This window comes from Arthrobacter sp. SO5 (assembly GCF_020532805.1).
Classification (GTDB): Bacteria; Actinomycetota; Actinomycetes; order Actinomycetales; family Micrococcaceae; genus Arthrobacter.
The window spans coordinates 17,634-40,615 of sequence record NZ_MQTQ01000031.1 but is presented as its reverse complement, the minus strand read 5'-3'; the positions used below and the strand labels follow the sequence as shown (position 1 = coordinate 40,615).

20 protein-coding genes are annotated in these 22,982 nt (G+C 66.8%); 12 read left to right on the top strand and 8 right to left on the bottom strand.

The window, feature by feature from the left end:
• Positions 1-6 precede the first annotated feature (6 nt).
• The 4 genes from BJG92_RS05690 to purB all read right to left on the bottom strand — a co-directional run bounded on the left by BJG92_RS05690 (position 7) and on the right by purB (position 4,068).
• Complete coding sequence (locus BJG92_RS05690) at positions 7-1,107, bottom strand: extracellular solute-binding protein (RefSeq protein ID WP_232083056.1); 1,101 nt, start codon at positions 1,105-1,107, stop codon at positions 7-9.
• Between the two features lie 242 nt (positions 1,108-1,349).
• Positions 1,350-1,853: a GNAT family N-acetyltransferase gene (locus BJG92_RS05685; protein ID WP_232083055.1), complete on the bottom strand. Its 504-nt coding sequence runs from the start codon at positions 1,851-1,853 to the stop codon at positions 1,350-1,352.
• A 113-nt stretch (positions 1,854-1,966) separates the two neighbouring features.
• Complete coding sequence (locus BJG92_RS05680; RefSeq protein ID WP_232083054.1) at positions 1,967-2,629, bottom strand: histidine phosphatase family protein; 663 nt, start codon at positions 2,627-2,629, stop codon at positions 1,967-1,969.
• Entirely contained in the window at positions 2,626-4,068 is a 1,443-nt protein-coding gene (gene purB / locus BJG92_RS05675) for an adenylosuccinate lyase (RefSeq protein WP_232083053.1), read from the bottom strand. The genes BJG92_RS05680 and purB overlap by 4 nt, the downstream gene beginning before the upstream one ends.
• Before the next feature lie 175 nt (positions 4,069-4,243).
• Between purB and BJG92_RS05670 the strand changes: the two genes are divergently transcribed.
• Both BJG92_RS05670 and BJG92_RS05665 read left to right on the top strand, forming a co-directional pair.
• Complete coding sequence (locus BJG92_RS05670) at positions 4,244-4,564, top strand: hypothetical protein (protein ID WP_232083052.1); 321 nt, start codon at positions 4,244-4,246, stop codon at positions 4,562-4,564.
• Positions 4,564-6,000 carry a PE-PPE domain-containing protein gene (locus BJG92_RS05665; protein WP_232083051.1) on the top strand — a complete coding sequence of 479 codons (1,437 nt, stop codon included), beginning with the start codon at positions 4,564-4,566 and terminating at the stop codon, positions 5,998-6,000. The genes BJG92_RS05670 and BJG92_RS05665 overlap by 1 nt, the downstream gene beginning before the upstream one ends.
• A gap of 24 nt (positions 6,001-6,024) precedes the next feature.
• Here BJG92_RS05665 and BJG92_RS05660 read toward each other — a convergent pair whose 3' ends face one another.
• Positions 6,025-6,414, bottom strand: a complete 390-nt coding sequence (locus BJG92_RS05660; RefSeq protein WP_232083050.1) for a phage holin family protein — start codon at positions 6,412-6,414, stop codon at positions 6,025-6,027.
• Between the two features lie 59 nt (positions 6,415-6,473).
• Here BJG92_RS05660 and BJG92_RS05655 point away from each other — a divergent pair, with 59 nt between their 5' ends.
• From BJG92_RS05655 to BJG92_RS05635, 5 genes are all read left to right on the top strand, one after another.
• Complete coding sequence (locus tag BJG92_RS05655; RefSeq protein ID WP_232083049.1) at positions 6,474-7,592, top strand: histidinol-phosphate transaminase; 1,119 nt, start codon at positions 6,474-6,476, stop codon at positions 7,590-7,592.
• A 146-nt stretch (positions 7,593-7,738) separates the two neighbouring features.
• The gene (locus BJG92_RS05650; protein WP_232083048.1) at positions 7,739-9,004 is read left to right on the top strand and encodes a thiamine pyrophosphate-dependent dehydrogenase E1 component subunit alpha; all 1,266 of its coding nucleotides are present in this window, start codon (positions 7,739-7,741) and stop codon (positions 9,002-9,004) included.
• A complete protein-coding gene (locus tag BJG92_RS05645) occupies positions 9,004-9,984 on the top strand; it encodes an alpha-ketoacid dehydrogenase subunit beta (protein WP_232083047.1) in 981 nt (326 codons plus the stop codon). The genes BJG92_RS05650 and BJG92_RS05645 overlap by 1 nt, the downstream gene beginning before the upstream one ends.
• Before the next feature lie 51 nt (positions 9,985-10,035).
• Entirely contained in the window at positions 10,036-11,544 is a 1,509-nt protein-coding gene (locus tag BJG92_RS05640) for a dihydrolipoamide acetyltransferase family protein (RefSeq protein ID WP_232083046.1), read from the top strand.
• A gap of 143 nt (positions 11,545-11,687) precedes the next feature.
• On the top strand, positions 11,688-13,292 hold the full coding sequence (locus BJG92_RS05635; RefSeq protein ID WP_232083045.1) for an AMP-binding protein: 1,605 nt from the start codon (positions 11,688-11,690) through the stop codon (positions 13,290-13,292).
• A 3-nt stretch (positions 13,293-13,295) separates the two neighbouring features.
• On the opposite strand, the gene BJG92_RS05630 is transcribed toward BJG92_RS05635, so the two are convergent.
• From BJG92_RS05630 to BJG92_RS05620, 3 genes are all read right to left on the bottom strand, one after another.
• Positions 13,296-13,727 (bottom strand): universal stress protein, encoded by a 432-nt coding sequence (locus tag BJG92_RS05630; protein WP_232083044.1) that lies wholly within the window; start codon positions 13,725-13,727, stop codon positions 13,296-13,298.
• 70 nt (positions 13,728-13,797) lie between these two features.
• Positions 13,798-15,090 (bottom strand): PLP-dependent aminotransferase family protein, encoded by a 1,293-nt coding sequence (locus BJG92_RS05625; RefSeq protein ID WP_232083043.1) that lies wholly within the window; start codon positions 15,088-15,090, stop codon positions 13,798-13,800.
• Between the two features lie 138 nt (positions 15,091-15,228).
• On the bottom strand, positions 15,229-15,792 hold the full coding sequence (locus BJG92_RS05620) for an NAD(P)H-dependent oxidoreductase (protein WP_232083042.1): 564 nt from the start codon (positions 15,790-15,792) through the stop codon (positions 15,229-15,231).
• Between the two features lie 124 nt (positions 15,793-15,916).
• Here BJG92_RS05620 and BJG92_RS05615 point away from each other — a divergent pair, with 124 nt between their 5' ends.
• The 5 genes from BJG92_RS05615 (at position 15,917) to BJG92_RS05595 (ending at position 22,861) form a co-directional block, all read left to right on the top strand.
• On the top strand, positions 15,917-16,549 hold the full coding sequence (locus BJG92_RS05615; protein WP_232083041.1) for a TetR/AcrR family transcriptional regulator: 633 nt from the start codon (positions 15,917-15,919) through the stop codon (positions 16,547-16,549).
• Positions 16,550-16,908: 359 nt separating this feature from the next.
• Positions 16,909-17,895 carry an ABC transporter permease gene (locus tag BJG92_RS05610; RefSeq protein ID WP_232083040.1) on the top strand — a complete coding sequence of 329 codons (987 nt, stop codon included), beginning with the start codon at positions 16,909-16,911 and terminating at the stop codon, positions 17,893-17,895.
• 2 nt (positions 17,896-17,897) lie between these two features.
• Positions 17,898-18,863: an ABC transporter permease gene (locus BJG92_RS05605; protein WP_232083039.1), complete on the top strand. Its 966-nt coding sequence runs from the start codon at positions 17,898-17,900 to the stop codon at positions 18,861-18,863.
• Positions 18,860-21,097, top strand: a complete 2,238-nt coding sequence (locus tag BJG92_RS05600; RefSeq protein ID WP_232083038.1) for an ABC transporter ATP-binding protein — start codon at positions 18,860-18,862, stop codon at positions 21,095-21,097. The genes BJG92_RS05605 and BJG92_RS05600 overlap by 4 nt, the downstream gene beginning before the upstream one ends.
• Before the next feature lie 54 nt (positions 21,098-21,151).
• Positions 21,152-22,861 carry an ABC transporter family substrate-binding protein gene (locus BJG92_RS05595; protein WP_232083037.1) on the top strand — a complete coding sequence of 570 codons (1,710 nt, stop codon included), beginning with the start codon at positions 21,152-21,154 and terminating at the stop codon, positions 22,859-22,861.
• Positions 22,862-22,982: the final 121 nt, after the last annotated feature.

Here is a 22,982-nt window from a genome sequence, read left to right as displayed (position 1 = left end):
GCAGGGTCAGCTCATGTATTCGAGTTCGATTTTCTCGACCCACTTGCCCATGTTTGCCTGCACGAAGTTCCAGTCGATGTCCTGCTGCTTGAGCGTGGTGAAGAACTCGACAACTTCCGGCTTTGCCTTGGCCACGGCCGACTTGTTGACCGGCATGGAGTTGAATTGCTGGGCCCAGTCACCCTGGGTCTGCGCGCTGCCGAACCAGTTGATGAATTTCAGGGCCTCATCCTTTTTCTTCGAGCCCTTGACCAGTGCGACTTGCTCGATGGCCAGCGGAACGCCGACGGACGGCATGACCGTCTCCACGTTGACCTTGAACGACTTTTCACGTTCGGCGATGATGGACGAGGGCATCTGCCCCATGTCCGTGTCGCCCGAGGCGATACGGGCAAAGAGGTCCGTCTTGGCCACGGCAGGGGTGCCGTTCTTAAAGTACGCCTCGATCTGCTTCCAGCCCTCGTCCGAGATGCCCAGATCGCCGCCGTCGTCTTTGTACCGGGTCAGGATGCTGGCGAAGACCAGCTGTGAGGTGGCAGTGCCGAGGCCGGTGACCCGCTCATAGCGGGACTTGAATTTATCCTGGGTCCACAGATCCGTCCAGTCCTTGGGGGCCTGGTCCTTGCTGAACTTCCCGGAGTTGTAGCCGAGGAGGATCGCCTGCTGCACCAGCGGCCAGTAAGCCTTGCTGTCGGACTTGTCACCCTTGGCGCCGTCTACTTCCCCGGACCATGACGGGGTGAAGGGTTCAACGGCGCCGGCTGCCTTGACCTGCTCGAAATACATGTTGTTCAGCCCGTACGCGACGTCGGCAATCGGGTTGTTCTTCTCGGCGATGAGCTTGTTGGTGGCGTCCGCGCCGCCGGCCCCGACGATCTCGATCTTGAAGCCGGCTTCGGCGGCCTTCTTCGTGAGCCACTCGCCACGGCCCTCACCATTGGAGTTGGTGTAGACGATCAGGGTCTCACCGGTGGGTGGTCCCGAGGGGGCGACGGCGGCGGGTCCGGCGGCCGTTCCCGACGCCGCGGGGGCTGCGGCGCCCGCTCCGCAGCCGGCGAGCAGGGTGACGGCGACGGCGGCGGCAACCAGGGTTTTCAATCTGCGCACGAGTGAGACTCATTTCTGGACGGGCCCAGGGGGCATTTGTCCGGCCAGCCTATAGGGCAAATCCCGGAATTGACGGTTATGGCTATCGATTCGAGGAAATAGCCTGTCCCCGGCATACGAGTCTTGTCGGCCAGGCAGAACGGAACGCGCCCTCGGCCTTAACCCGCCGTGAACATCGGGGGCGGGCTGCCGCCGTCGAACGCTGACCCCCCATGCAAGCCGCGTCGGCGGGCCCGGGGCGCTTAGGCCATTGCGGTGTGTGCGGCGGTGTGCGAGTCGATGGCTTTGGCATAGCAGTACGAGTGCTCCACGCCCGCGTAGGGCCCGAAGTTCGGCACCGGCGCAAAGCCCGAGGCCTCGTAGAAGTGCCGGCCGTCCGGCTGGGCCGAGCCTGCCTCTGCGGTGACCCTGGTGATCCCCAAAGAATGGGCATGCGCCTCCAGTGCCGCCAGGATCGAGCTGGCCACGCCGGAGCCGCGCGTGTACGGCAGCACATAAAGCCGCTTGATCTCGGCCGTGTGCTCGTCCAGGATCCGCAGACCGCCGCAGCCCACGGGCTGGCCGGAGGCTTTGTCGTGTGCCACGAGGAACACCGCGGTATCGGCTTCCGACGGCGGCGGCCCCGGTTCGTGGTCGCTGCTGCCGAAGCGGGCGTCCAGTTCCGCCTGCTGGGCGGCCCGCAGGTCCGCGCCCACGGGATGGGTCCACGTGACCTGCCTGATGTTCAGCCGCGGGTTGGTCTGCATTGCTGCCTCGATTCGCCGAAGTCGTATGCAGATTTACGCTAGGCGGCTCCCGTTTCCGCTGTGTTTCCTGCGGGTAAGGCTTTGGAGAACTCGGCGGCCGCGGTGGGCGGGTGCTACAGCGTGGGGCCGGTGGGGTCCTCCGCCGTCGGGTCCGCCAGGACCAGACCGCCCAGCGGGCTGCCGTCCCAGTGAATGAGCCGCCAGCCGCCGTCGGGATCCCCTTCCAGTGCCACGATCCCGGTGTTCCCCAGCATGTGGCGGGCGGCAAAACCAGGCTCCCTGTTGGACGCCCGCAGCCCTGCCCAGACGCGGATGGCGGCGCCGTGGCTGACGACGGCGACGGTCCCGGCGCCGCCGGCCGCGGCAACTATCCGCGCGATCGAGGCGTCGTAGCGTTCGAAGAACTCGTGCCCGCCGGGTCCTGCCGGCATCCGGCGGTCCAACTCGCCCTCTGCCCAGGCAAAGACCGTGCCGAGGTAGCGCATGTGCGACGCGTGGTCGGTGGCCTTCTCCAGGGCCCCGGCCTCAATCTCTTGGATGCCTTCGAGCACCTCGATGCCCAGTCCGCGGACGGCCGCCAGCGGGGTTGCGGTCATCTGTGTCCGGATCAGCGTGGACGCGTAAAGCATGTCGATCGGCTCATTCCCCAGCGACCGGGCCAGGGCGGCAGCCTGCCGCTCACCGAGTTCCGTCAGGCCCGGCCCCGGGTGGGCGGTGTCCAGCTGGCCCAGGACGTTCCCGGGCGTCTGGCCGTGGCGGATGAGCAGGAGCCTCATGTGAGGTGGTCCACCAGCTTGTCAGCGATGCCGGTGTACTTGCCGGGGGTGAGTGCCAGCAGCCGGGCTTCGGCGTCCGGGGACAGGCCCAGGCCCTGGACGAATTCCTGCATCCGGGCTGCGTCGACGCGCTGCCCGCGGGTCAGGTCCTTGAGCCGCTCGTAAGGGTTTTCCATGCCTTCGACGCCGGCGATGGCCTCGGCGCGCATGACCATCTGGATGGCCTCGCCGAGGACTTCCCAGTTGGTGTCAAGGTCCGCAGCGAGGACTTCCTCCGCGACGTTCAGGCGCTCCAGGCCCCTCGCCACGTTGGAGATCGCGAGCAGCGAGTGCCCGAAAGCCACCCCGATGTTCCGCTGCGAGGACGAATCGGTAAGGTCGCGCTGCCAGCGGGAGGTGACCAGGGTGGAGCCCAGCACGTCGAGCAGGCCGGAGGAGATCTCCAGGTTGGCCTCGGCGTTCTCGAAGCGGATCGGGTTGACCTTGTGCGGCATGGTCGAGGAGCCGGTGGCGCCCTCGACCGGGACCTGCACGAAGTAGCCGATGGAGATGTAGCTCCAGATGTCCGTGCAGACGTTGTGCAGGATCCGGTTGAAGCGCGCAATGTCGGCGTACAGCTCGGCCTGCCAGTCGTGGCTTTCGATCTGCGTGGTCAGCGGGTTCCAGGCCAGGCCCAGGCCTTCGACGAAGCTCTTGGCCACGTGCTGCCAGTCGGCGCCGGGGGCGGAGGCCACGTGTGCGGCGTAGGTGCCGGTGGCGCCGTTGATCTTGCCCAGGTACTCGGTCCTGGCGATGCGGTCCAGCTGGCGGGTGAGGCGATGCGCGAAGACCGCGAGTTCCTTGCCCAGCGTGGTGGGGGTGGCCGGCTGGCCGTGCGTGCGGGAGAGCATCGGCACAGCGCGGTTGTCCTCGGCCATGGCGCTGATCTGCCGGACGAGCCTGCGGGCGGCCGGAAGCCAGACGTCCTCGACGGCGCCCTTGACGCCCAGGGCGTAGGAGAGGTTGTTAATGTCCTCCGAGGTGCAGCCGAAGTGCACCAGGGCGGTCAGCTGCCCGATGCCGATGCCGGGCAGCCGGCGGCCGATGTAGTACTCGACGGCCTTGACGTCGTGCACCGTGACGGCCTCGATGTCAGCGAGTTCGCGGACGGAATCGGCGTCGAACTCGGTGACGATGGCGCGCAGCTTTTCCTGCTGGCCAGCGGTCAGGGGACCGGCGCCCGGCAGGACGCTGTTGCTGGTCAGGTGGATGAGCCATTCAACCTCGACGGCGACCCGGTCGCGGTTGAGCGCGGCCTCGGCGAGGTAGTCGACCAGCGGCGCGACGGCGGACTGGTACCGGCCGTCCAGCGGGCCAAGCGCAATCTGGGGTGAGGACGCGGCGAGGGCCAGGCGTCCGGACGGCGTGCGGGTATCGGCTGGGGCGGCAGTTTCAGGCATGCCCCGATTCTTTCACGAAGTCCCGCCGCGGCTTAAGCGGGCTTTTTCCCTATGTCTTCGGTTGCTGGCCGGTGCGTGTCCCCTGTCTGTCCCCTCTCCGTCCCCCGGCGGGCGTTGTCCACATAGCCCGGGAGGGCGCTTCAGCCCTGGCCGCGGGCTGCTTAGCGTAGGTGGCATGACCACGGGAACAGCCAGCGCAGCAGGCGGCAGTCTGACAGCCGCCGACGCCGGGGCCTGCGCGTCGCGCGGCTACGAGATCCAGCAGCTGGCGGCCCGCGTTGCCCGGTGCGCCGACCGGGCTGACGCCGCACTCTCCCAGCTTGTCCGGCTGGAATTGCAGACCTGGCAATCGCCGGCAGGTCGGGCCTACCGGACGTCGCTCTCCCTGCACGCGGCAGGTCTCCGACGGGCCCGGAACATGTTGGAGGACGCCGTGCCGGCAGTGCTCCGGCACGCCCAGAACGCGATGCTGTCCGCCGGCAGGCCCGGTCCCTGATGCCGGAGGTGACGCCGGCCGGCTCCGGGGACGCTCCCGTTCCGGTGCCGGCGGTAGATGGAACGCTCCAGATCCGGGGCGGAGTCGGCGGTCTCAGCTTCCAGTTCGAGGAACTGCTCGCCGGGGCCGCGGCCCTGGAAACGGTGGCGAGGGAATTGGCGGCCGTAGAAGCGGAGGCGGACCTGGTGCGCCGTGCCCTGTTCCCGTACCAGTCCGATTCCTACACCAGCGGCAGCAGCGCGATTGTGGCCGTGGGGGAGGGGGGCCAGGCCGTGGGCCGGGTCCGGGCCGAGCTGGAGCGCCTCTGCCGCGAGGTGAGGGCAAGCCACCGGGAATACGAGTTTGCCGAAGCACGGAACACCCTTCTCCTGAGGATCGGCAAGACGGGATTGGGCTACGGGCCGTTGTGGGGGCTGTTCGGCTTGCCTCCGGTCACCGTGCGCGACGTCGTTGAAGATGAGATCTCGCTGGCGCCGGCGAGGGTGGCGGAACTGCTCGGGCTGCCGGCCGCATGGGCCCCGGCGTATGGGGGCGCCAGCGGTCCCGTCGGCGTCCGCGGCGTCCTCCGGGGGCTGGCGTCCGCGCCCGGTCTGGAGTTCCTGCTGCCCCGGCCGGTGCACATCGCGGGCCGGGAAACGTGGACAGAGGACGTCGACGCCTCTCCGGCCGGGCTGCTGCTCCGGGCAGAGAGCGTCGGGGCCACCAGCGGAGACATAGAGGTCCTGAGCCTCGGGGCTGGCAGCCAGCGGGCATGGGTGGTGATAGTCCCGGGTACACAGGACGGACTGCCGGACGGGACAAACCCCTTTGATGCGGCCGGCATCGCGGAGGGCCTCGGATACGACTCCGCGGAGACAACGGCAGCCATCCGCCAGGCCCTGCAGGATGCCGGCGCCGAAGCGGGCGAGCAGGTAGCCGCCGTGGGGTACAGCCAAGGCGGCATCCACGCCATGAACCTTAGCCGGGACAAAGCCTTCCTGGCCCAGTACGATCTGAAGTTTGTGCTGACGGCGGGGTCGCCGGTCGGCGGCATCAGCCCTGAGCCGGGTATCCGCAGCCTGCACCTGGAGCACCAGCAGGACTGGGTGCCCGGTGCCGACGGCCTGGCGAACCCCGATACCAAGGACCGGGTGACCGTGACACTGACTAACGCCCTGGACATTCCGCCACTGGCTGACTTCGGGCTTGGCCCCGGTCACCGGCTCGTCAACTACGCTGGCGGGGCCAGTGCCATCGCCGCGAGCAGGGACCCCTCGCTGCAGTCCTCCACCGCAGCCCTCGCCGCAGTTGTGGGGGCCGGCGGAGCGGCCACCGTCACGCGTTTCTCGCTCCGGCGCGAACCGGGGCCGTCACAGCGCCGGGTTCCTCTGGCGCCGGGGCCGCGGAACAGCAGGGAAGGCAATCCCGCGGACCGCGCGCAGCGGCCTGCGGCGTAGCCGGCGGGTTTCCTGTCCCCGTACCTAGCGGCGGCTGAGCGCGGGAAGAAAGCTCGCGACGAGGGACACACCGCTGATGATGAGGGCGGCGAACACCGCAGTCCAGAAAAAGGTATCGATGGTGAAGTTCACCGTGGTGTAGCTGCTGATCCAGGACGTCAGATAGAGCATCGCAGCGTTGATGACCACAGTGAAAAGGCCCAGGGTGATGATGGTGATCGGCAATGACAGGAGGCTGATGATCGGCTTGATGAAGGCATTGACGAGACCGAACACCAAACCGATGAACAGGTACCCCAGGATGATCGAGACGGTGCCGGTGCCCGGGGTGGAAATATCCAGCCCGGGGAGGAGCCAGCACGCAATTGCCAGGGCCAAGCCGTTGATGATGACCCGCACGAAGAATGAGCTCATGGGGCCCATGCTGTCATATCCCCGCCCGCAGCGGCAGGGACGGAAGTAGGCTTGCTGGCATGACTTCATCAGAGAACACGGCCGGGGGCATCAGGCCACGCCCGGTCGTAGACCTCCTTCCCCGCTATGCGGCCGGTAAACCGCCCGTCCCCGTCGGGGGCCTGACCAGCTACAAGCTGTCCTCCAATGAAAACCCGTTGCCGCCCATCCCTGCAGTGCAGCAGGCCATCGCGGCGCAGACAGACTTCAACCGCTACCCCGATCCGCTAAGCAGCAAACTGCGCGGCGCGCTCGCAGAGTTCCTTGACGTTCCGGCGGAGGACATTGTCACCGGCGCCGGAAGCCTGGGGGCCTTGAACCAGCTGCTGGCAACGTTCGCGGGCCAGAATGACGACGGCAAGTCCGACGAGGTCATCTACGCCTGGCGCTCGTTCGAGGCCTACCCGATCTGCGTCGGCCTCGCCGGCGCCCAGAGCGTCCGGGTTCCACTGACCCCCGACGGCCGCCACAATCTCGATGCCATGGCCGAAGCGGTCACCGCCCGCACCAGGATGATCCTGCTCTGCACCCCTAACAACCCCACCGGACCCATCCTCACCACCGAGGAAACCGAGCGTTTCATTAAGCGTGTGCCCTCTGACGTCGTGGTCGTCATCGACGAGGCCTACCAGGAGTTCGTCCGCGACGAGGACGCCGTTGACGGCATCGAGATGTACCGCAGGTACCCCAACGTCGTCGTCCTGCGGACGTTCTCAAAAGCCCACGGCCTTGCCGGGCTCCGCGTTGGCTACAGCGTCTCGCACCCGGACCTCACCCAGCACGTGCGGGTAACGGCCACCCCGTTCGCGGTGTCCCAGATAGCAGAGACAGCGGCCGTCACGTCGCTACAGCATTTCGCCGAGGTTGTAGAAAGGGTACAAAGCCTGGTGGAAGAACGGGACCGGATAAAGGCCGGACTGCGGCAGCTCGGCTGGTTCGTCCCGGAAGCCCAGGGGAACTTTGTCTGGCTCAATCTAGGGGCCGATAGTGCGGAATTTGCGGCCCTCGCCGGGGAACGGGCACTCTCGGTGCGCGCGTTCGGCGATGAGGGAGTCCGGGTCAGCATCGGGGAGGCCGAGGCAAACACCCGCTTCCTGGAACTCTGTGCGATCTATACAAAGCCGCCGCGGCGTTCCTAGCGCTTAACATGAAGACCGCGGGCTGCGCACTGCGGATAAAGTAGGGACGAGTAACCACAATATATGCCGGATCGGGAATGCATTCCCTTTCTGGCATATATACCAGCGACTGCGGCGCATTCGGATGCGGCAAGCAAGGAGACGGTATGGGCGCCACACATCTGCCCTCTACCGAGTTCGACGGAACCGGCATAAATGACCAGCTCGAGGCTGTAGCCGAAGCCCAACTGGGCGATCCCGCCGTGCCGATGGTGCAGCTGCTGGGCCCCGACGGGAAGCTGGGCTCCGACCCCGTCTTCTCTGATTACGCCGAGCGCATTGATCCGGAAAAGCTGCGCGGATTCTATGCCGACATGGCCAAGATCCGCCGCTTCGACGTCGAAGCCACGGCCCTCCAGCGGCAGGGCCAGCTGGCATTGTGGGTCCCGCTCACCGGCCAGGAGGCCGCGCAGATCGGCTCGGGCCGTGCCAGCCAGCCGCAGGACTACATCTTTCCCACGTACCGGGAGCATGGTGTTGCGCTGACCCGCAACGTGGACCTCGCCGAACTGCTCCGCCAGTTCCGCGGCGTGTCCAACGGCGGGTGGAACCCCAAGGACACCAACTTCCACCTGTACACCCTGGTCCTGGCGGCCCAGACGCCCCATGCGGTCGGCTATGCCATGGGCATCCAGCGGGACCAGAAGCTCGCCGCTGCGGCCGCGACTGGGGCCGCAACCGCGGACGGAACCGTCGGGGATCCGGAGCCCAAGGCCGCCGTCGTGGTCTATTTTGGTGACGGTGCCAGCTCCGAAGGTGACGTCCACGAATCCATGGTGTTCGCCTCCTCCTACCAGGCTCCCGTGGTGTTCTTCTGCCAGAACAACCACTGGGCGATCTCCGTCCCCAGCTCCGTGCAGACCCGCATCCCGCTGGCCAACCGCGCCAAGGGCTACGGCTTCCCCGGCATCCGGGTGGACGGCAATGACGTGATCGCCGTCCATGCCGTCACCGAGTGGGCGCTGGAGCAGGCCCGGGAGGGCAACGGCCCGGTGCTGATCGAGGCATTCACCTACCGGGTCGGCGCGCACACCACGGCTGATGATCCCACCAAGTACCGAGCATCCGCCGAGGAAGGCCGGTGGCGGGCCAAGGATCCGCTGGAGCGCCTCGAAAAGTACCTCCGCGCCGAGGGCTTCGCCGACGACGCCTTTTTCGACCAGGTCAAGGCCGACGGCGACGAGCTCGCCGCGTACGTCCGCAAGACCACCTATGACCTGGAAACGCCGGACATCCGGACCGCCTTCGCGAACACCTATGTGGAGGCCCATCCCCTCGTGGCCGAAGAACTTGCCTGGTTCGAGGAGTACAGCGCAGGATTCGCGGACACGGCCGATTCGCACCACGCAAGCACCGACGGGGCGGCCAACTGATGACCACCATGACCATTGCCAAGGCCGTGAACGAGGGCCTGCGCGCGACGCTGAAGAACAACCCCCGCGCCCTGCTCATGGGCGAGGACATCGGGCCGCTGGGCGGCGTCTACCGTGTCACCGACGGCCTCTTCGCCGAGTTCGGCGCGGACCGCGTTGTGGACACTCCGCTGGCGGAGTCCGGCATCATCGGCACGGCGATCGGCCTGGCCCTCCGCGGCTACCTGCCCGTCTGCGAAATCCAGTTCGACGGCTTCGTCTTTCCGGGCTTCAACCAGATCACCACGCAGCTGGCGAAGATGCACTCCCGCAGCAACGGCAACCTGACCGTGCCGGTCGTCATTCGGATCCCCTACGGCGGCGGCATCGGCTCGATCGAGCACCATTCGGAGTCCCCGGAGGCGCTGTTCGCCCACACGGCAGGCCTGCGCATCATCACCCCGTCCAACCCGCACGACGCCTATTGGATGATCCAGCAGGCGGTCGACTGCCAGGATCCCGTGATCGTCTTCGAACCCAAGCGCCGCTACTGGCTCAAGGGCGAGGTGGACACGGAGTCCCCCGGAACCTCCGCTGACCCGTTCAGGGCCCACGTCCTGCGCGAGGGAACGGACGCCACCGTCGTCGTTTACGGACCGCTGGTTCCGGTGGCCCTCGCCGCTGCCAACGCCGCCGCCGAGGACGGGCACAGCCTCGAGGTGATCGACCTGCGCTCCATCTCGCCGATCGACTTCGACACCATCACGGACTCCGTCAAGAAGACGGGGCGGCTGATCGTGGCCCACGAGGCGCCGACCTTCGGCGGTATCGGCGGTGAAATCGCGGCACGGATCAGCGAGCGGGCCTTCCATTCCCTCGAGGCGCCCGTCATCCGCGTCGGCGGCTTCCATATGCCCTACCCCGTGGCCAAGGTGGAGGAAGACTACCTGCCGGACATTGACCGGATCCTCGAGGCACTGGACCGCGCCCTTTCCTATTGACCACCTGCCGACGCCCTCCCGTCCGCAGACGCAGCCCAAAGCAAGGACATCATGACTCTCCACACCTTCAACCTCCCCGATGTGGGCGAGGGGCTGACCGAGGCCGAAATCGTCTCCTGGAAGGTCAAGGCCGGCGACGCTGTGGCCGTCAACGACGTCATCTGTGAGATCGAGACTGCCAAGTCACTCGTCGAACTGCCGTCTCCGTATGCCGGAACTGTCACGGAACTGCTGGTCCAGGAGGGCGTGACGGTCGACGTCGGGACCCCCATCATTACCGTGTCCGACGCCGTGGCCGGAGACGTCGCAGCGCCGGCCGCCCCGGCTCCGGCAGTTCTGGTGCCAGCGGGCGGTGCGCCCCTCTACGGGACTCTTGAGGCGGACACGTCCGACGACGGCGGCTCAGCCGGGCGCCCGGCCGGCGGCCCGCTGGTGGGTTCGGGGCCGAAGGCCGACGCCGTCAAGCGACGCCCGCGGGTTTCCGCGGCGCAGCCGGCCAAGCCTGCCGTTTCGATCGGCTCAGGCAGCGCAGGGCCCGCCCCGGCCGTCGAGGCCCACGATCCCTGGCTCCGTCCCGACGCCGTCGCCCGCGTCGAACCGCCGGCCGCTGCCGGGAACCTCGACACGCGCCCCACGCTCGGCGGCGCGATCACCGGCCTCGTGGGCCGGGTGCTGGCCAAGCCGCCCGTGCGCAAGATCGCCCGGGATCTCGGCATCGACTTGTCCGATGTCATCCCCACCGGTGCCCGCGGCGAAGTGACCCGCGAGGACCTCATCAGCTACCAGGCCCAGCGCGATGCCGAGGTGGACCAGGCGGACACGTTCTGGGGCAAGACCGGCCGGCCGCAGGAACAGCGGATCGAGCGGATCCCTGTCAAGGGCGTCCGCAAGGCCACGGCGAAGGCCATGGTGGAGTCGGCCTTCGCGGCGCCGCATGTGAGCATCTTCGTGGACGTCGACGCGAGCCGCACCATGGAGTTTGTCAAGCGGCTTAAGGCCTCCCGTGACTTCGAGGGCATCAGGGTCTCGCCGCTGCTGATCCTCGCCAAGGCCGTCATCTGGGCCGCGGCGCGCAACCCCAGCGTCAACGCCACCTGGGTGGACAACCCGGAAAGCGATTCCGCCGAAATCCACGTCAAGCACTTCATGAACCTCGGCATCGCCGCCGCAACCCCGCGCGGCCTGATGGTGCCGAACATCAAGAACGCCCAGGACCTGTCGCTCAAGGAGCTGGCCCTTGCTCTCAACGAGCTGGCCACCACCGCCCGCGCCGGCAAGACCCAGCCGGCCCAGATGCAGGGCGGCACCCTCACGGTCACCAACATCGGGGCCCTGGGCATCGATACCGGCACCCCGATCATCAACCCCGGCGAGGTGGCGATCGTGGCCTTCGGCACCATAAAGCAGAAACCCTGGGTCCTCGACGGCGAGGTCATCCCGCGCTGGATCACCACGCTCGGCGGCTCCTTCGACCACCGGGTGGTGGACGGGGACCTCTCGGCGCGCTTCATGGCCGACGTCGCCGCTATTCTCGAAGAGCCCGCCCTCCTGCTGGACTGACCCCGTAGCCGCTGCGACGCTCCTGCCCGTCGCGGGCCGCGACGCGGGTCATATCCGTGCATTCCTGTCCCGGCACCCCGGACGGCATTAGAGTGGCACCAGCCGCCGCCAGCCGGGCGGACGCGGATCAAAGGAGATGTTGCGTGTTTTCGAGCCCGTTCCCCGATGTGGAAATTCCCGATGTGAGCATGTACGAGTACCTCTTTGGCGGGCTGGAGGAGGCCGACCTGGACCGGATCGCCCTCGTCGACGGCACCGGAGGCGCGGAGATGAGCTACCGGACACTTGTGGCGCAGATCGATGCCCTGGCCGGAGCCGTCGCGGCGCAGGGCCTCGGTGTCCACGGGGTCGCTGCGATCCTCTGTCCCAACGTCCCTGCCTTCGCCGTCGTCTTCCATGGTCTGCTGCGGGCCGGCGCCACTGTGACCACCGTGAACTCCCTGTACACCGCAGATGAGATCGCCCGGCAACTCGCCGACGCCGGGGCACAGTGGCTGTTTACGGTCTCCGCCCTGCTGCCCGGCGCCCAGGAGGCTGCCGCCCAGGCGGGAATCCCGGCGGAGCGGCTCGTCGTGCTCGACGGCGCCGAAGGCCACCCGTCGTTGCGGGATCTGCTGGGCTCGGGCGCGCCGGCCCCCGAGGTCAGCTTCGATCCGGCCACACACATCGCCGTACTGCCCTATTCCTCCGGGACGACGGGCCGGCCCAAGGGCGTCATGCTCAGCCACCGGAATCTGATTGCGAACGCGGAGCAGGCCCGCGGCCTGCTCAAGGTCGCCACCGACGACCGGCTGCTGGCGCTGCTGCCTTTCTTCCACATCTACGGGCTGACAGTGCTGCTGAACCTGGCCCTGCGTGAGCGGGCCTGCCTGGTCACCATGCCGAAGTTCGAGCTCGCCGAGTTCCTGCGGATCATCCAGGAACACAAGTGCAGCTATCTCTTCATTGCACCACCTGTTGCCGTCGCCCTGTCCAAGCACCCGCTCGTAGGGGACTATGACCTGAGCTCCGTGCACACCACACTTTCCGGTGCCGCCCCGCTCGACGGCGAGCTCGGCGCCAAGTTGGCCGAACGCCTCGGCTGCCGGGTGCTGCAGGGCTACGGCATGACCGAGATGAGCCCCGTATCCCACCTGATCCCGGTGGACGCCACGGACCTGCCTGTCAGCTCGGTGGGCTACACCGTCCCGAACATGGAATGCCGCCTGGTGGATCCGGCCTCGGGGGAGGAGATTGAGGTCCCCACGGAGGGCACCAGCGCTCCCGGCCACCTGCTGTGCCGCGGCCCGAACGTGATGCTCGGCTACCTCAACCGGCCCGAGGAAACGGCGGATACCCTCGACGCGGACGGCTTCCTGCATACCGGGGACATTGCCACGGTCCGGGCCGACGGTGTTGTCACCATCGTGGACCGGCTCAAGGAGCTCATCAAGTACAAGGGCTACCAGATCGCCCCCGCGGAACTTGAGGCGCTGCTCCTCACCAACCCAGGCATCGCCGACGCCGCCGTGATCGGAACGCCCGACGCCGACGGCCAGGAAGTGCCGATGGCGTTTGTGGTGCGCCAGCCCGGTGACGACGGCGATCGGCTCGACGAGGCCGCGGTGATGGACTTCGTGGCAGCCAGGGTGGCTCCGTTCAAGAAGATCCGCCGCGTGGAATTCATCGACGCCGTGCCGAAGTCCTCCTCCGGAAAGATCCTGCGCCGGATGCTGAAGACTCCGGCCGTCCCGGGCCGGAACGCGTAGGGCCTAGTCGGCGGTGTCGGTCTTGGCGATGTAGACGTCACAGGGAGCGTTGTGGGCCACGCTGTTCGCAACGCTCCCCAGGACCCGGCCGAGGCCCTTCATCCGCCTGTTTCCGACGACGATCAGCTGCGCGCCGGCGCGTCCGGCCTCGTCGATCAGGGCTTCCGCGGGCTTGCCCCGCGCCGCGGCGTAGGTGACGTCGATGTCCTGCGTCCGGAGGCTGTTGGCGACGCTCTTGGCGACCTTCTCCGCTTCGCCGGCATCGGAGACGATCCACTGGTCGTTGCCGCTACCGAAGACTTCGGTACGGTCGCTGTCGAAGGCGCTGACCACGTGCAGGGTCGCCCCGAGGGAGACCGCCAGGTCCCGGGCGGTGTGCGCGGCCTTGAGGGCAGTTTCGCTGCCATCGACGCCGACAACAATAATTCCGGTCATAAAAGTGCTCCTTGGGTCAACGATCGTCTTCGGCCATGTGCCAATGGTCAGGCTAGCGCCGCAGTTCAGGCTACAGCGCCGCGATGGCTTCGCGCAGGACCGGCGCCAGCCGGCGGATGCCCTCGCGGAGGGATTCAGGCGGCACCGCGCTGAAGGCCAGCCGGATCTTGTTGGACGGCTCATCCGACGCCGTGAATGCCGCCCCGGGGATGAACACCACGCCGGCGTCGATCGCCGTGGCCAGCAGCGGGTAGGTGTCCACCCCGTCCGGCAAAGTCACCCAGACGAAGAAGCCGCCCTCCGGTCGGGTCCAGCTCAGGCCCGCAGGCATGTAGTCGTCCAGGGCCGCGAGCATCGCATCACAGCGTTCCTTGTACAGCCCCCGGTACGTTTCGATCTGGCCGCGCCAGTCGTAGTCCCGCAGGTACGCGGAGACCAGCATCTGGTTAAGGGTCGGCGGGCATAGCGTGACGGCCTCGGAGGCCAGGTAGTAGCGGCGCTGCAGGTGTGCAGGCACGAGCGCCCAGCCGATCCGCAGACCGGGCGCGAAGATCTTCGAGAAGGACCCCATGTAGATGACATCGTCCGGGTTTCCGGCGCGCAGGGGGGTCAGGGGCTTCCCGTCGAAGCGGAGAAGACCGTAGGGATTGTCCTCCAAAACCAAAATATTCGCATTTCGGCATATATCCACAACCTGCTGGCGGCGGCCTGCGGAGAGGGTGATGCCGGAGGGGTTGTTGAAGCTGGGAATCGTGTAGAGGAACTTGATGTTTTTGCCGGCGGTCTGCAGGGCGGCGATCTTCGCCTCGAGGAGGTCCGGGACGATGCCGTCGGCATCCATTGGCACGGTAGCGACCTGGACCTGGTAGGCCTCGAAGGTATTGAGCGCGCCGACATAGGTGGGGTCCTCGACGAGGACCACGTCCCCCGGGTTGCAGAATACCTTGGTCGCAACGTCCTGCGCGGACTGCGAACCGGCGGTGATCACGACGTTCTCCGGCTTCGCGTCGGTGATGCCCTCCGCTGCCATGACCTCGCAGATCTGGCGCCGGAGTTCCTCGGTGCCCTGGCCGCCACCGTATTGCAGTGCGGTCATGCCCTGTTCCGCGATGATCTTCGCGGCAGTCTGGCCAAGCCGTTCCAGCGGCAGGGACTGAAGGTACGGACTGCCGCCGGCGAGCGAGACGAGGCCGGGGCGCATCGAGATGTCGAAGACGTCACGGACCGCTGACTGCTTGATATTTGCTGCGCGCTCCGAGAAGAGTTCCTCGTGGCGGTGGGCGGACGTAGCCGCACGTTCGATTGCGTCGATTGCCTCGGCCGGAAGTACTTCTGCGGCGGCATTAAGTGTTTCGTGGGTCACAATCCCAAGGATACAACCCGTGTTGTCTTAGAGACAACGTTTGTTCACAGATAGGGCATGGAGAGGGGTTGAGCCCGCGGACGACGAACGCCCCCGGCGCTGGCGGCCGGGGGCGTCGATGCCGGGGGCGAAACGGGGCTAGGCTGCGGAAGCAGTCCGGGCCTCGGAGATTGCGTCAAAGACGGCCTTGATCTGTTCGACCACCTCGGCGTCGTCCTTCGGGTGGACTTCGGCGAAACGGACCAGGGAACCGGGCACGGCCAGCTTGACGTCCTCCAGTACCCGAGCGCCGGCGATGCCGGCAGCCTTGCGGGCCTCGTCTTGGGCCCAGACCCCGCCGAACTGGCCGAAGGCGGTTCCGACGACGGCGGTCGGCTTGCCGTTCAGGGCCCCGGCGCCGTAAGGGCGGGACAGCCAGTCGATGGCGTTCTTGAGGGAGGCCGGGACGGTCCCGTTGTGTTCCGGCGTGACCAGGAGCAAGGTGTCGGCGGCATTCGCGGCGGCGCGCAGGGCGGCAGCGGCGTCGGGAACCTGGCCCTCGACGTCGATGTCCTCGTTGTAGAACGGGATGTTGCCGAGGCTGTCGTGGATGACAACCTCCACGTGATCGGGCGCGTTCAGCTGGATGGCTTCGGCGAGCTTCTGGTTGGTGGAATCGGCGCGGAGGCTGCCGACCAGGGTGAGAACGGTGTTCGTGGGCATGTGAACTCCTATGCATCGCGCCGCGGCGGATCCGCGGCTGGCTGATCGTTGAGGCTGTGGGGGCCTTCACGAGTTATAAACGGACTGCGGTCCGTTTATATTTCCGCGGGCTACAATGTGCCGTGTGAGCTTGATCCCCATCCGGCCCGGAGGGCAGGGCGGCCCCCGGAACTCTGCCCAGCCCGCCGCAGACACCGAGCGCCGCGACGCGGCTCGGAACCGCGAGCTGCTGCTCCGGGCCGCCCGGGGGCTCATCGAGGAATGCGGGGCCGCCGGGCTCACCATGGCCGCCCTCGCGCAGCGCGCGGGAGTAGGCAAGGGGACGGTGTTCCGGCGCTTCGGGAGCCGGGCCGGGCTGATGATGACGTTGCTTAGCGATGCCGAGGCCGCTTTCCAGGGCAGGTTCATGTTCGGTCCGCCGCCGCTGGGTCCCGGGGCGGAGCCGCTGGAGCGTCTCATTGCCTTCGGCGTCGAGCGCATTGCCTGGGTGCTGGAGTTCGGTGAGCTGGCGCGGGCAGCCGAAGAGTCCCCGTACAACCGGTTCGATGTCCCCGCCGCGGTGCTCTGGCGCCGGCATCTGGAGATGCTGTTGCGTGAAGCCGGTGTGACGGCGGACCCCTGGCTGATGGCCGCCTCGCTGAGCGCCACGCTGGAGCCCGAGCGCCTGCTGCACGCGGTGGAGGCGCACAACCTCGCCCCGGAGCGGCTCGCCGGATCCTGGCGGGACCTTGTCACGCGAGTCGTACGCGGAGCGTAGGCTGCCCAGGACTCCCGGGCGGTGTCACATCCTGTCACGTGAGTTGTTCATAACAATCTGGTACGTGACTTGCCCGTTGAGCGGCTGTGACGCGGACCCTGGTGCTGCGCATGTGATAGTTTCCTCTGGAATGTGACCCGCAACATAGTCCACCAGGGCTTGCCGAAAGGCGCGCGGGCGGCCAGGCACCCGCTGGCCTTGATCCCGGATGGGCAGCGGTAAACCCCCTGCCCGAGGGGGACTACGGAAGGATCCACTTGTGAATCTTGCTCAGAATCCGGCGGCCGGGCAGGCTGACCAAGTCCGCCCGACGGCGACCGGAACCGCACAGGCCACGGCGATCCGGAACTAGACGCCCCATGCTCCGCTACCTCGCCAAACGTGCGCTCACGTATGCGTTCATGATCTTCCTGACCACCACCGCCGGGTACTTCCTGGCCGTTTCCACCCTCAAGCCGGCGCTCCTGGAGCAGGAGCGGATCCCGCGGCCCACGCCCGAGCAGGTGGCCAACTCCTTCCGGCTCAAGGGCCTCGACCCGGATCTCAGCCCGTGGGAACGGTACGTCGACTGGCTCACGGGCATCCTCACCCGCTGGGACTGGGGGCGCAGCCCCAACGGCGCCTTCATCAATGCCGAATTCGGTGACCGGGTCTGGATCTCGACCCGGCTGTTCCTGGCCTCGATCATCCTGACCCTGATCATCGGCGTCGCCCTGGGTGTGTACACAGCCGCCCGCCAGTACAAGGCCTCGGACCGGGTCATCACGTCCTACAGCTACCTCGTGTACATCGTGCCCGCGCCGATCGCCTACTTCCTGGTCCAGCTCGGGGCCATCAACATCAACGAAACCGTGGGCGAACGCCTGTTCTTCGTCACCGGCATCTCCACCCCCGGACTGGAGGGCGACGGCTGGGCGCAATTTATCGACATGCTGGCCCACTATGCGGTTCCGACCTTCGCGATCACGATCGTGGGCTGGGGCACGTACCAGATCGCCCAGCGGCAGTACCTGCTGGACAACGTCAACGCCGACTTTGTCCGGACGGCCCGGGCCAAAGGCCTCACCCGGAACCAGGCCATCACCCGGCACGCGCTGCGTGTGTCCTTCATCCCGGTGGCCCAAAGTATTGCGTTCACCATCCCCGCCATTTTCGCCGGCGGCTTCTTCGCGGAGAAGATCTTCGCCTGGCACGGCGTCGGCTCCTGGAGCATCGACGCGATCTCGCTGCAGGATGTCAACGCGGCGACGGCGACACTCGCCTACGGCTCCGTGATCTTCGCGATTGGCGCCATCCTGGCGGACTTCGCCACCACGCTTGTTGATCCGAGAGTGCGGGTGCAGTAGCCATGACCAACCTGAACACGATCGACCTGGCCGCCGTCGCCGATGAAGCCAAGATCGAAGATGGCGACGTCGTCATTGCGAAGTCCACGATCATCCTCCGCCGCTTCCTGCGCAATAAGACCGCCGTCGCCGGACTGGTCATTTTTCTGGCCCTGACGCTCTTCTCCTTCGTCGGCGGCTTCTTCTCCAGCTGGGACAAGGAGGCGATCGACCCCTTCAACATCGGTATGCCCCCGTCGGCGGAACACCTGCTGGGCACCTCCCAGGCCGGGATCGACCTCTACGCCCTCACGGTGGAGGGCACCCGGATCTCGATCCTGATCGGCCTCGTGGTCGGGCTCGTCTCGGTGCTGATCGCCGCCGTCTACGGCTGCACCATGGCGTACTTCGGCGGGAAGGCGGACAAGGTCATGTTGTTCATCCTCGAGGCCCTGATCATGATGCCGGCCCTGCTGGTTGTGGCTGTGGCCACGAGCGGCGGCGGCAACGGCCTGCAGGAGACCCTTCCCAGCTGGCTGCTGCTGATCATCGTTTTGCTGGTCTTCAGCTGGATGGGCACTGCCCGGCTCATCCGGTCCCTCTCCATGTCCCTCATGCAGCGCGACTTCGTCAAGGCGGCGCAGTATATGGGCATCCCGCCGCGGCGCATCGTCTGGCGGCACCTTGTCCCCAATATCGGCTCCCTGCTGGTCCTGGACATCACCCGCGGCGTCACCGGCGCCATCCTGGCCGAGGTCGCCTTTTCCTTCATCGGCATCGGCATCAAGGTCCCGGACGTGAGCCTGGGCGTGCTGATCGGCCAGGCCACCTCCCAGGTCGCCACCTTCCCGTGGATGTTCTGGGTGCCGCTGACCGTCATGTTCCTGCTGACCGGCTCGCTGGCCATGATGAATGACGGACTGCGTGACGCGTTTGACCCCAGCTCCGGCTCCATTGGCAGTGCCAAGAAGAAGAAGACGAGCAAATGAGCAGCGAAATGACCGCCAGCGCCGAATCCAGCACCCTCTCCACGGCCGAGCGCCTCCGCGTCGCCGGGCTGCACGCGCCAGATGATGCCCCGGCGGATGCCGTGCTCTCGATCCGGGACCTGAACGTCCGCTTCAACACGGAGAACGGCGTGGTGCACGCCGTCCGCGGCATCGACTTCGACCTCCGCGCCGGCAGGACGCTTGGAATCGTGGGCGAGTCCGGTTCAGGCAAGTCGGTCACGTCCATGGCCGTCATGGGCCTGCTGCCCGAGACCGCCGAGATCTCCGGCTCGGTCCGGCTCAACGGCAAGGAACTGCTGGGCCTCAGCGACAAGGCTATGTGCCGGCACCGCGGCAACGACCTCGCCATGGTGTTCCAGGACCCGCTCTCCTCGCTGACCCCAGTCTACACGGTGGGCAACCAGATTATCGAGGCGCTCACGGTCCACAACCCCACCATGACCAAACGGGCCAAGGAGGCCCGCGCCGTCGAACTTCTGGCCCTTGTGGGCATCCCCAGCCCGAAGGACCGGTTCAAGGCCTTCCCGCACGAGTTCTCCGGCGGCATGCGCCAGCGCGTCATGATCGCCATCGCAATCGCCAACAACCCGCGCGTGCTCATCGCCGATGAGCCGACGACGGCGCTGGACGTGACCATCCAGGCGCAGGTCCTCGAGGTGCTCCACACCGCGCAGGAGGAAACCGGCGCCGCCGTCGTGATGATCACCCACGACCTCGGCGTCGTCGCCGGCATGGCGGATGACATCATGGTGATGTACGCCGGCAAGCCGGTGGAAACCGGCAGCGTGGATGACATCTACTACAACCCCCGCATGCCGTACACGATGGGCCTGCTCGGCGCGGTCCCCCGCGTGGACATCGCTGAGAAGACATCCCTGGTGCCGATCGAGGGCATCCCGCCGAACCTGGTCCACACGCCTACGGGGTGCTCCTTCGCGCCGCGCTGCCCACTGGCCAGCGACTCCTGCCTGCAGGGTGAGCCGGAGCTGTGGGCCGTCGCCGGAGAAAACCTGGACGGCGGAATGCCGCACAAGGCCGCCTGCATCAAGACCGACTCCCTGGGCCTCGAAGTGGACGTCCATGAGATCTTCCGGGCGCCCGCCGTTCCGGTGTCCCGGTTCGACGCGATCCCCCGAGAGGAGCGCCGGACCGTGCTGGAGCTCAGGGACGTGAAGAAGCACTTCCCGCTGCTTAAAGGTGCCCTGCTCAAGCGCCGGATCGGCACGGTCAAGGCCGTGGACGGGCTGAGCTTCGATATCCGTGAGGGCGAGTGCTTCTCGATCGTCGGCGAGTCCGGCTGCGGCAAGACCACCACGCTGCTGGAAATCATGGAGTTCCACAAGGACCAGGACGGCGAGGTGGTCATCGGCGGCCTCAGCAACAAGGAAGCCTCCGACGCCAGGACCAAAAGCGCCATGCGCAAGGAACTCCAGATGGTGTTCCAGGACCCCACCGGAGCACTGGATCCGCGCTTCACCGTCTTTGAAGTCCTGTCCGAACCGCTCGAGAACGCGGGCATGGCCAAGGCCCAGATCCGGAAACGGATCATGGAACTGATGGAGCTCGTGGGCCTCCAGCCGGACCATGTGAACCGTTTCCCCAACCAGTTCTCCGGCGGCCAGCGCCAGCGCATCGGCATTGCCCGGGCCCTCGCCGTGAACCCCAAACTGGTGGTCCTGGACGAGCCGGTCTCGGCCCTGGACGTCTCAGTGCAGGCCGGCGTCATCAACCTGCTGGACAAGCTCCGCGCCGAACTCGGGTTGAGCTACCTGATGGTGGCGCACGACCTGTCCGTGGTGCGCCACATTTCCAACCGCGTGGCCGTGATGTACCTGGGCAAGATCGTGGAAATCGGGGACGTCGACGCCGTCTTCGACAACCCGCGCCACCCGTACACCCGCGCGCTGCTCTCCGCGATTCCCGTCCCGGACCCCGCCCTGGAACGCACCCGTGAACGCATCATCCTCGAAGGGGACCTGCCCTCGCCGCTCGATGCTCCCGCGGGCTGCAACTTCGCCACCCGCTGCCCCGTGTTTGCCGCGCTTCCTCCCGCCAGGCAGGAGAAGTGCCTGACCCTGGAACCCCCGCTGGAGCCGCTGCCGGCCCCCGGGCCCGGTGGGACGCCCGCACCCCCCACAGACCAGCAATTCGCCTGTTTCTACCCGGACGGCGAACTGGACGCGGACGCGCTCGTTGTCCACGAAACCAACTGACTTACCAGTCACACGCACCACAACTCGCACCACAAGAATAATGAAGGGGAACACATGAAGAATCTGACCAGGATCGGCGGCGTTACCGCCGTAGCGGCAGCCCTCGCGCTGACCGCCTGCGGAGGCGGCGGCGCCGCCAAAGGCCCGGACGCGGCCAAGGGCCAGGACGCTGGAAGCGACCTCGCCAAGCTCGTCAGCATCAACGCCAAGGACGCCAAGGACCTGCAGCCCGGCGGCACCCTCACCCTGCCGCTGGGCAACATCGGGCCGGACTTCAACGGTTTCTCCAACAACGGCAACAGCGCGGACAACACCGCCCTGCACCGCCCGATCGACCAGGCCGGCACGTGGGGCTGCTGGAACTTCGACTTCGACGGCACCGCCACCCCGAACAAGGACTTCTGCGAGGACGTCAAGAGCGAGGTCAAGGACGGCAAGCAGACCATCACCATCAAGGTGAACGAGAAGGCCACCTTCAACGACGGCACCCCCATCGACGTCAAGACGTTCGAAAACACCGCGACGATGCTCAAGGGTGAAAACAAGGACATCGACATCGTCAGCTCCGGCGCGTACGAGTTCGTGGAATCCGTCAAGGCCGGCTCCAGCGCCAAGGAAGTCATTGTTACCACCACCCAGCCGGTCTACCCGCTGGACGCGCTCTTCACCGGCCTGATCCACCCGGCCGTGAACACCCCGGCGCTCTTCAACGAAGGCTTCACCGGCGACATGCACCCCGAATGGATGGCCGGGCCGTTCAAGCTGGACAAGTACGACGCCGCCGCCAAGACCGTTACCCTCGCCCAGAACGACAAGTGGTGGGGCACCAAGCCGGTCCTGGACAAGGTCGTCTTCCGCCAGCTCGAGAGCAGTGCCGCAATTGCCGCTTTCAAGAACGGTGAAATCGACGGTGTTTCCGCAAACACCATCACGCCGTACAAGCAGCTGGACGGCACCAAGAACTCCGAGATCCGCCGCGGCCAGCGCCTCTTCGCCGGCGGCCTGAACCTGAACGCCCAGAAGGCGCCGATGAACGACGTCGCCATCCGCAAGGCGATCTTCACCGCCGTCGACCGCGAAGCACTGCGCAAGGTCCGCTTCAACGGCCTGAACTGGGAAGAAACCAGCTCAGGATCGATGATGCTGCTGCCGTTCTCCAAGTACTACGAGGACAACTACCCCGTCAAGGAAACCGGCCCCGAAGCCGCCAAGAAGGTCCTGACCGACGCCGGCTACACGGCCAATGCCGCAGGCATCATGGAGAAGGCCGGCGTCCCCGCCGCCTTCAAGATCAGCAACTTCGGTGACGATCCCACCACCCTGGCCTTCGCGCAGACCCTGCAGAACCAGCTCAAGGCCGGCGGCATGGACGTCGGCATCGACCAGCGCGCCTCCGCCGACTTCGGCAAGGTCCTGGGGAGCCGCGACTTCTTCATGAGCGTCTCCGGCTACACCGTGGGCTCCGATGCGACCGATTCCGTCAAGCAGTTCTACGATTCCAAGACGAACGAGAACGAACTGGGCGACGCCGAACTGGACGCCGAGATCAAGAAGCTCTCCACCATCGCGGACAACACCGAGCGCAACAAGGCGGCCATGGCCGTTGAAAAGAAGCACATGGAGAAGTATTTCTCCATGGGTGTTGTGATGAACGGCCCGCAGATCTCCTTCGTCCGCACAGGGCTGGCCAACTACGGCCCGTCCCTGTTCAAGAGCCTGTCCCAGGTTCCGGACTGGACCACCATCGGCTGGGAAAAGAAGTAGCCCCCGGCTAGGCAGCCCCACAAGCAGCCAGCCGCGGCCGGTACTCCCCGAATCGCCGGGGGGTGCCGGCCGTCGGCGTTCCGCCCGGGAACCGGGGCCGTGCGCAGGGGTAGCGTGGAGC

Bases quoted from the DNA above. Each gene is read 5' to 3' on its own strand.
- BJG92_RS05685 (WP_232083055.1), bottom strand. From the start codon at position 1,853: ATGCAGACCAACCCGCGGCTGAACATCAGGCAGGTCACGTGGACCCAT.
- BJG92_RS05680 (WP_232083054.1), bottom strand. From the start codon at position 2,629: ATGAGGCTCCTGCTCATCCGCCACGGCCAGACGCCCGGGAACGTCCTG.
- purB (WP_232083053.1), bottom strand. From the start codon at position 4,068: ATGCCTGAAACTGCCGCCCCAGCCGATACCCGCACGCCGTCCGGACGC.
- BJG92_RS05670 (WP_232083052.1), top strand. From the start codon at position 4,244: ATGACCACGGGAACAGCCAGCGCAGCAGGCGGCAGTCTGACAGCCGCC.
- BJG92_RS05665 (WP_232083051.1), top strand. From the start codon at position 4,564: ATGCCGGAGGTGACGCCGGCCGGCTCCGGGGACGCTCCCGTTCCGGTG.
- BJG92_RS05660 (WP_232083050.1), bottom strand. From the start codon at position 6,414: ATGAGCTCATTCTTCGTGCGGGTCATCATCAACGGCTTGGCCCTGGCA.
- BJG92_RS05655 (WP_232083049.1), top strand. From the start codon at position 6,474: ATGACTTCATCAGAGAACACGGCCGGGGGCATCAGGCCACGCCCGGTC.
- BJG92_RS05650 (WP_232083048.1), top strand. From the start codon at position 7,739: ATGGGCGCCACACATCTGCCCTCTACCGAGTTCGACGGAACCGGCATA.
- BJG92_RS05645 (WP_232083047.1), top strand. From the start codon at position 9,004: ATGACCACCATGACCATTGCCAAGGCCGTGAACGAGGGCCTGCGCGCG.
- BJG92_RS05640 (WP_232083046.1), top strand. From the start codon at position 10,036: ATGACTCTCCACACCTTCAACCTCCCCGATGTGGGCGAGGGGCTGACC.
- BJG92_RS05630 (WP_232083044.1), bottom strand. From the start codon at position 13,727: ATGACCGGAATTATTGTTGTCGGCGTCGATGGCAGCGAAACTGCCCTC.
- BJG92_RS05620 (WP_232083042.1), bottom strand. From the start codon at position 15,792: ATGCCCACGAACACCGTTCTCACCCTGGTCGGCAGCCTCCGCGCCGAT.
- BJG92_RS05610 (WP_232083040.1), top strand. From the start codon at position 16,909: ATGCTCCGCTACCTCGCCAAACGTGCGCTCACGTATGCGTTCATGATC.
- BJG92_RS05605 (WP_232083039.1), top strand. From the start codon at position 17,898: ATGACCAACCTGAACACGATCGACCTGGCCGCCGTCGCCGATGAAGCC.
- BJG92_RS05600 (WP_232083038.1), top strand. From the start codon at position 18,860: ATGAGCAGCGAAATGACCGCCAGCGCCGAATCCAGCACCCTCTCCACG.
- BJG92_RS05595 (WP_232083037.1), top strand. From the start codon at position 21,152: ATGAAGAATCTGACCAGGATCGGCGGCGTTACCGCCGTAGCGGCAGCC.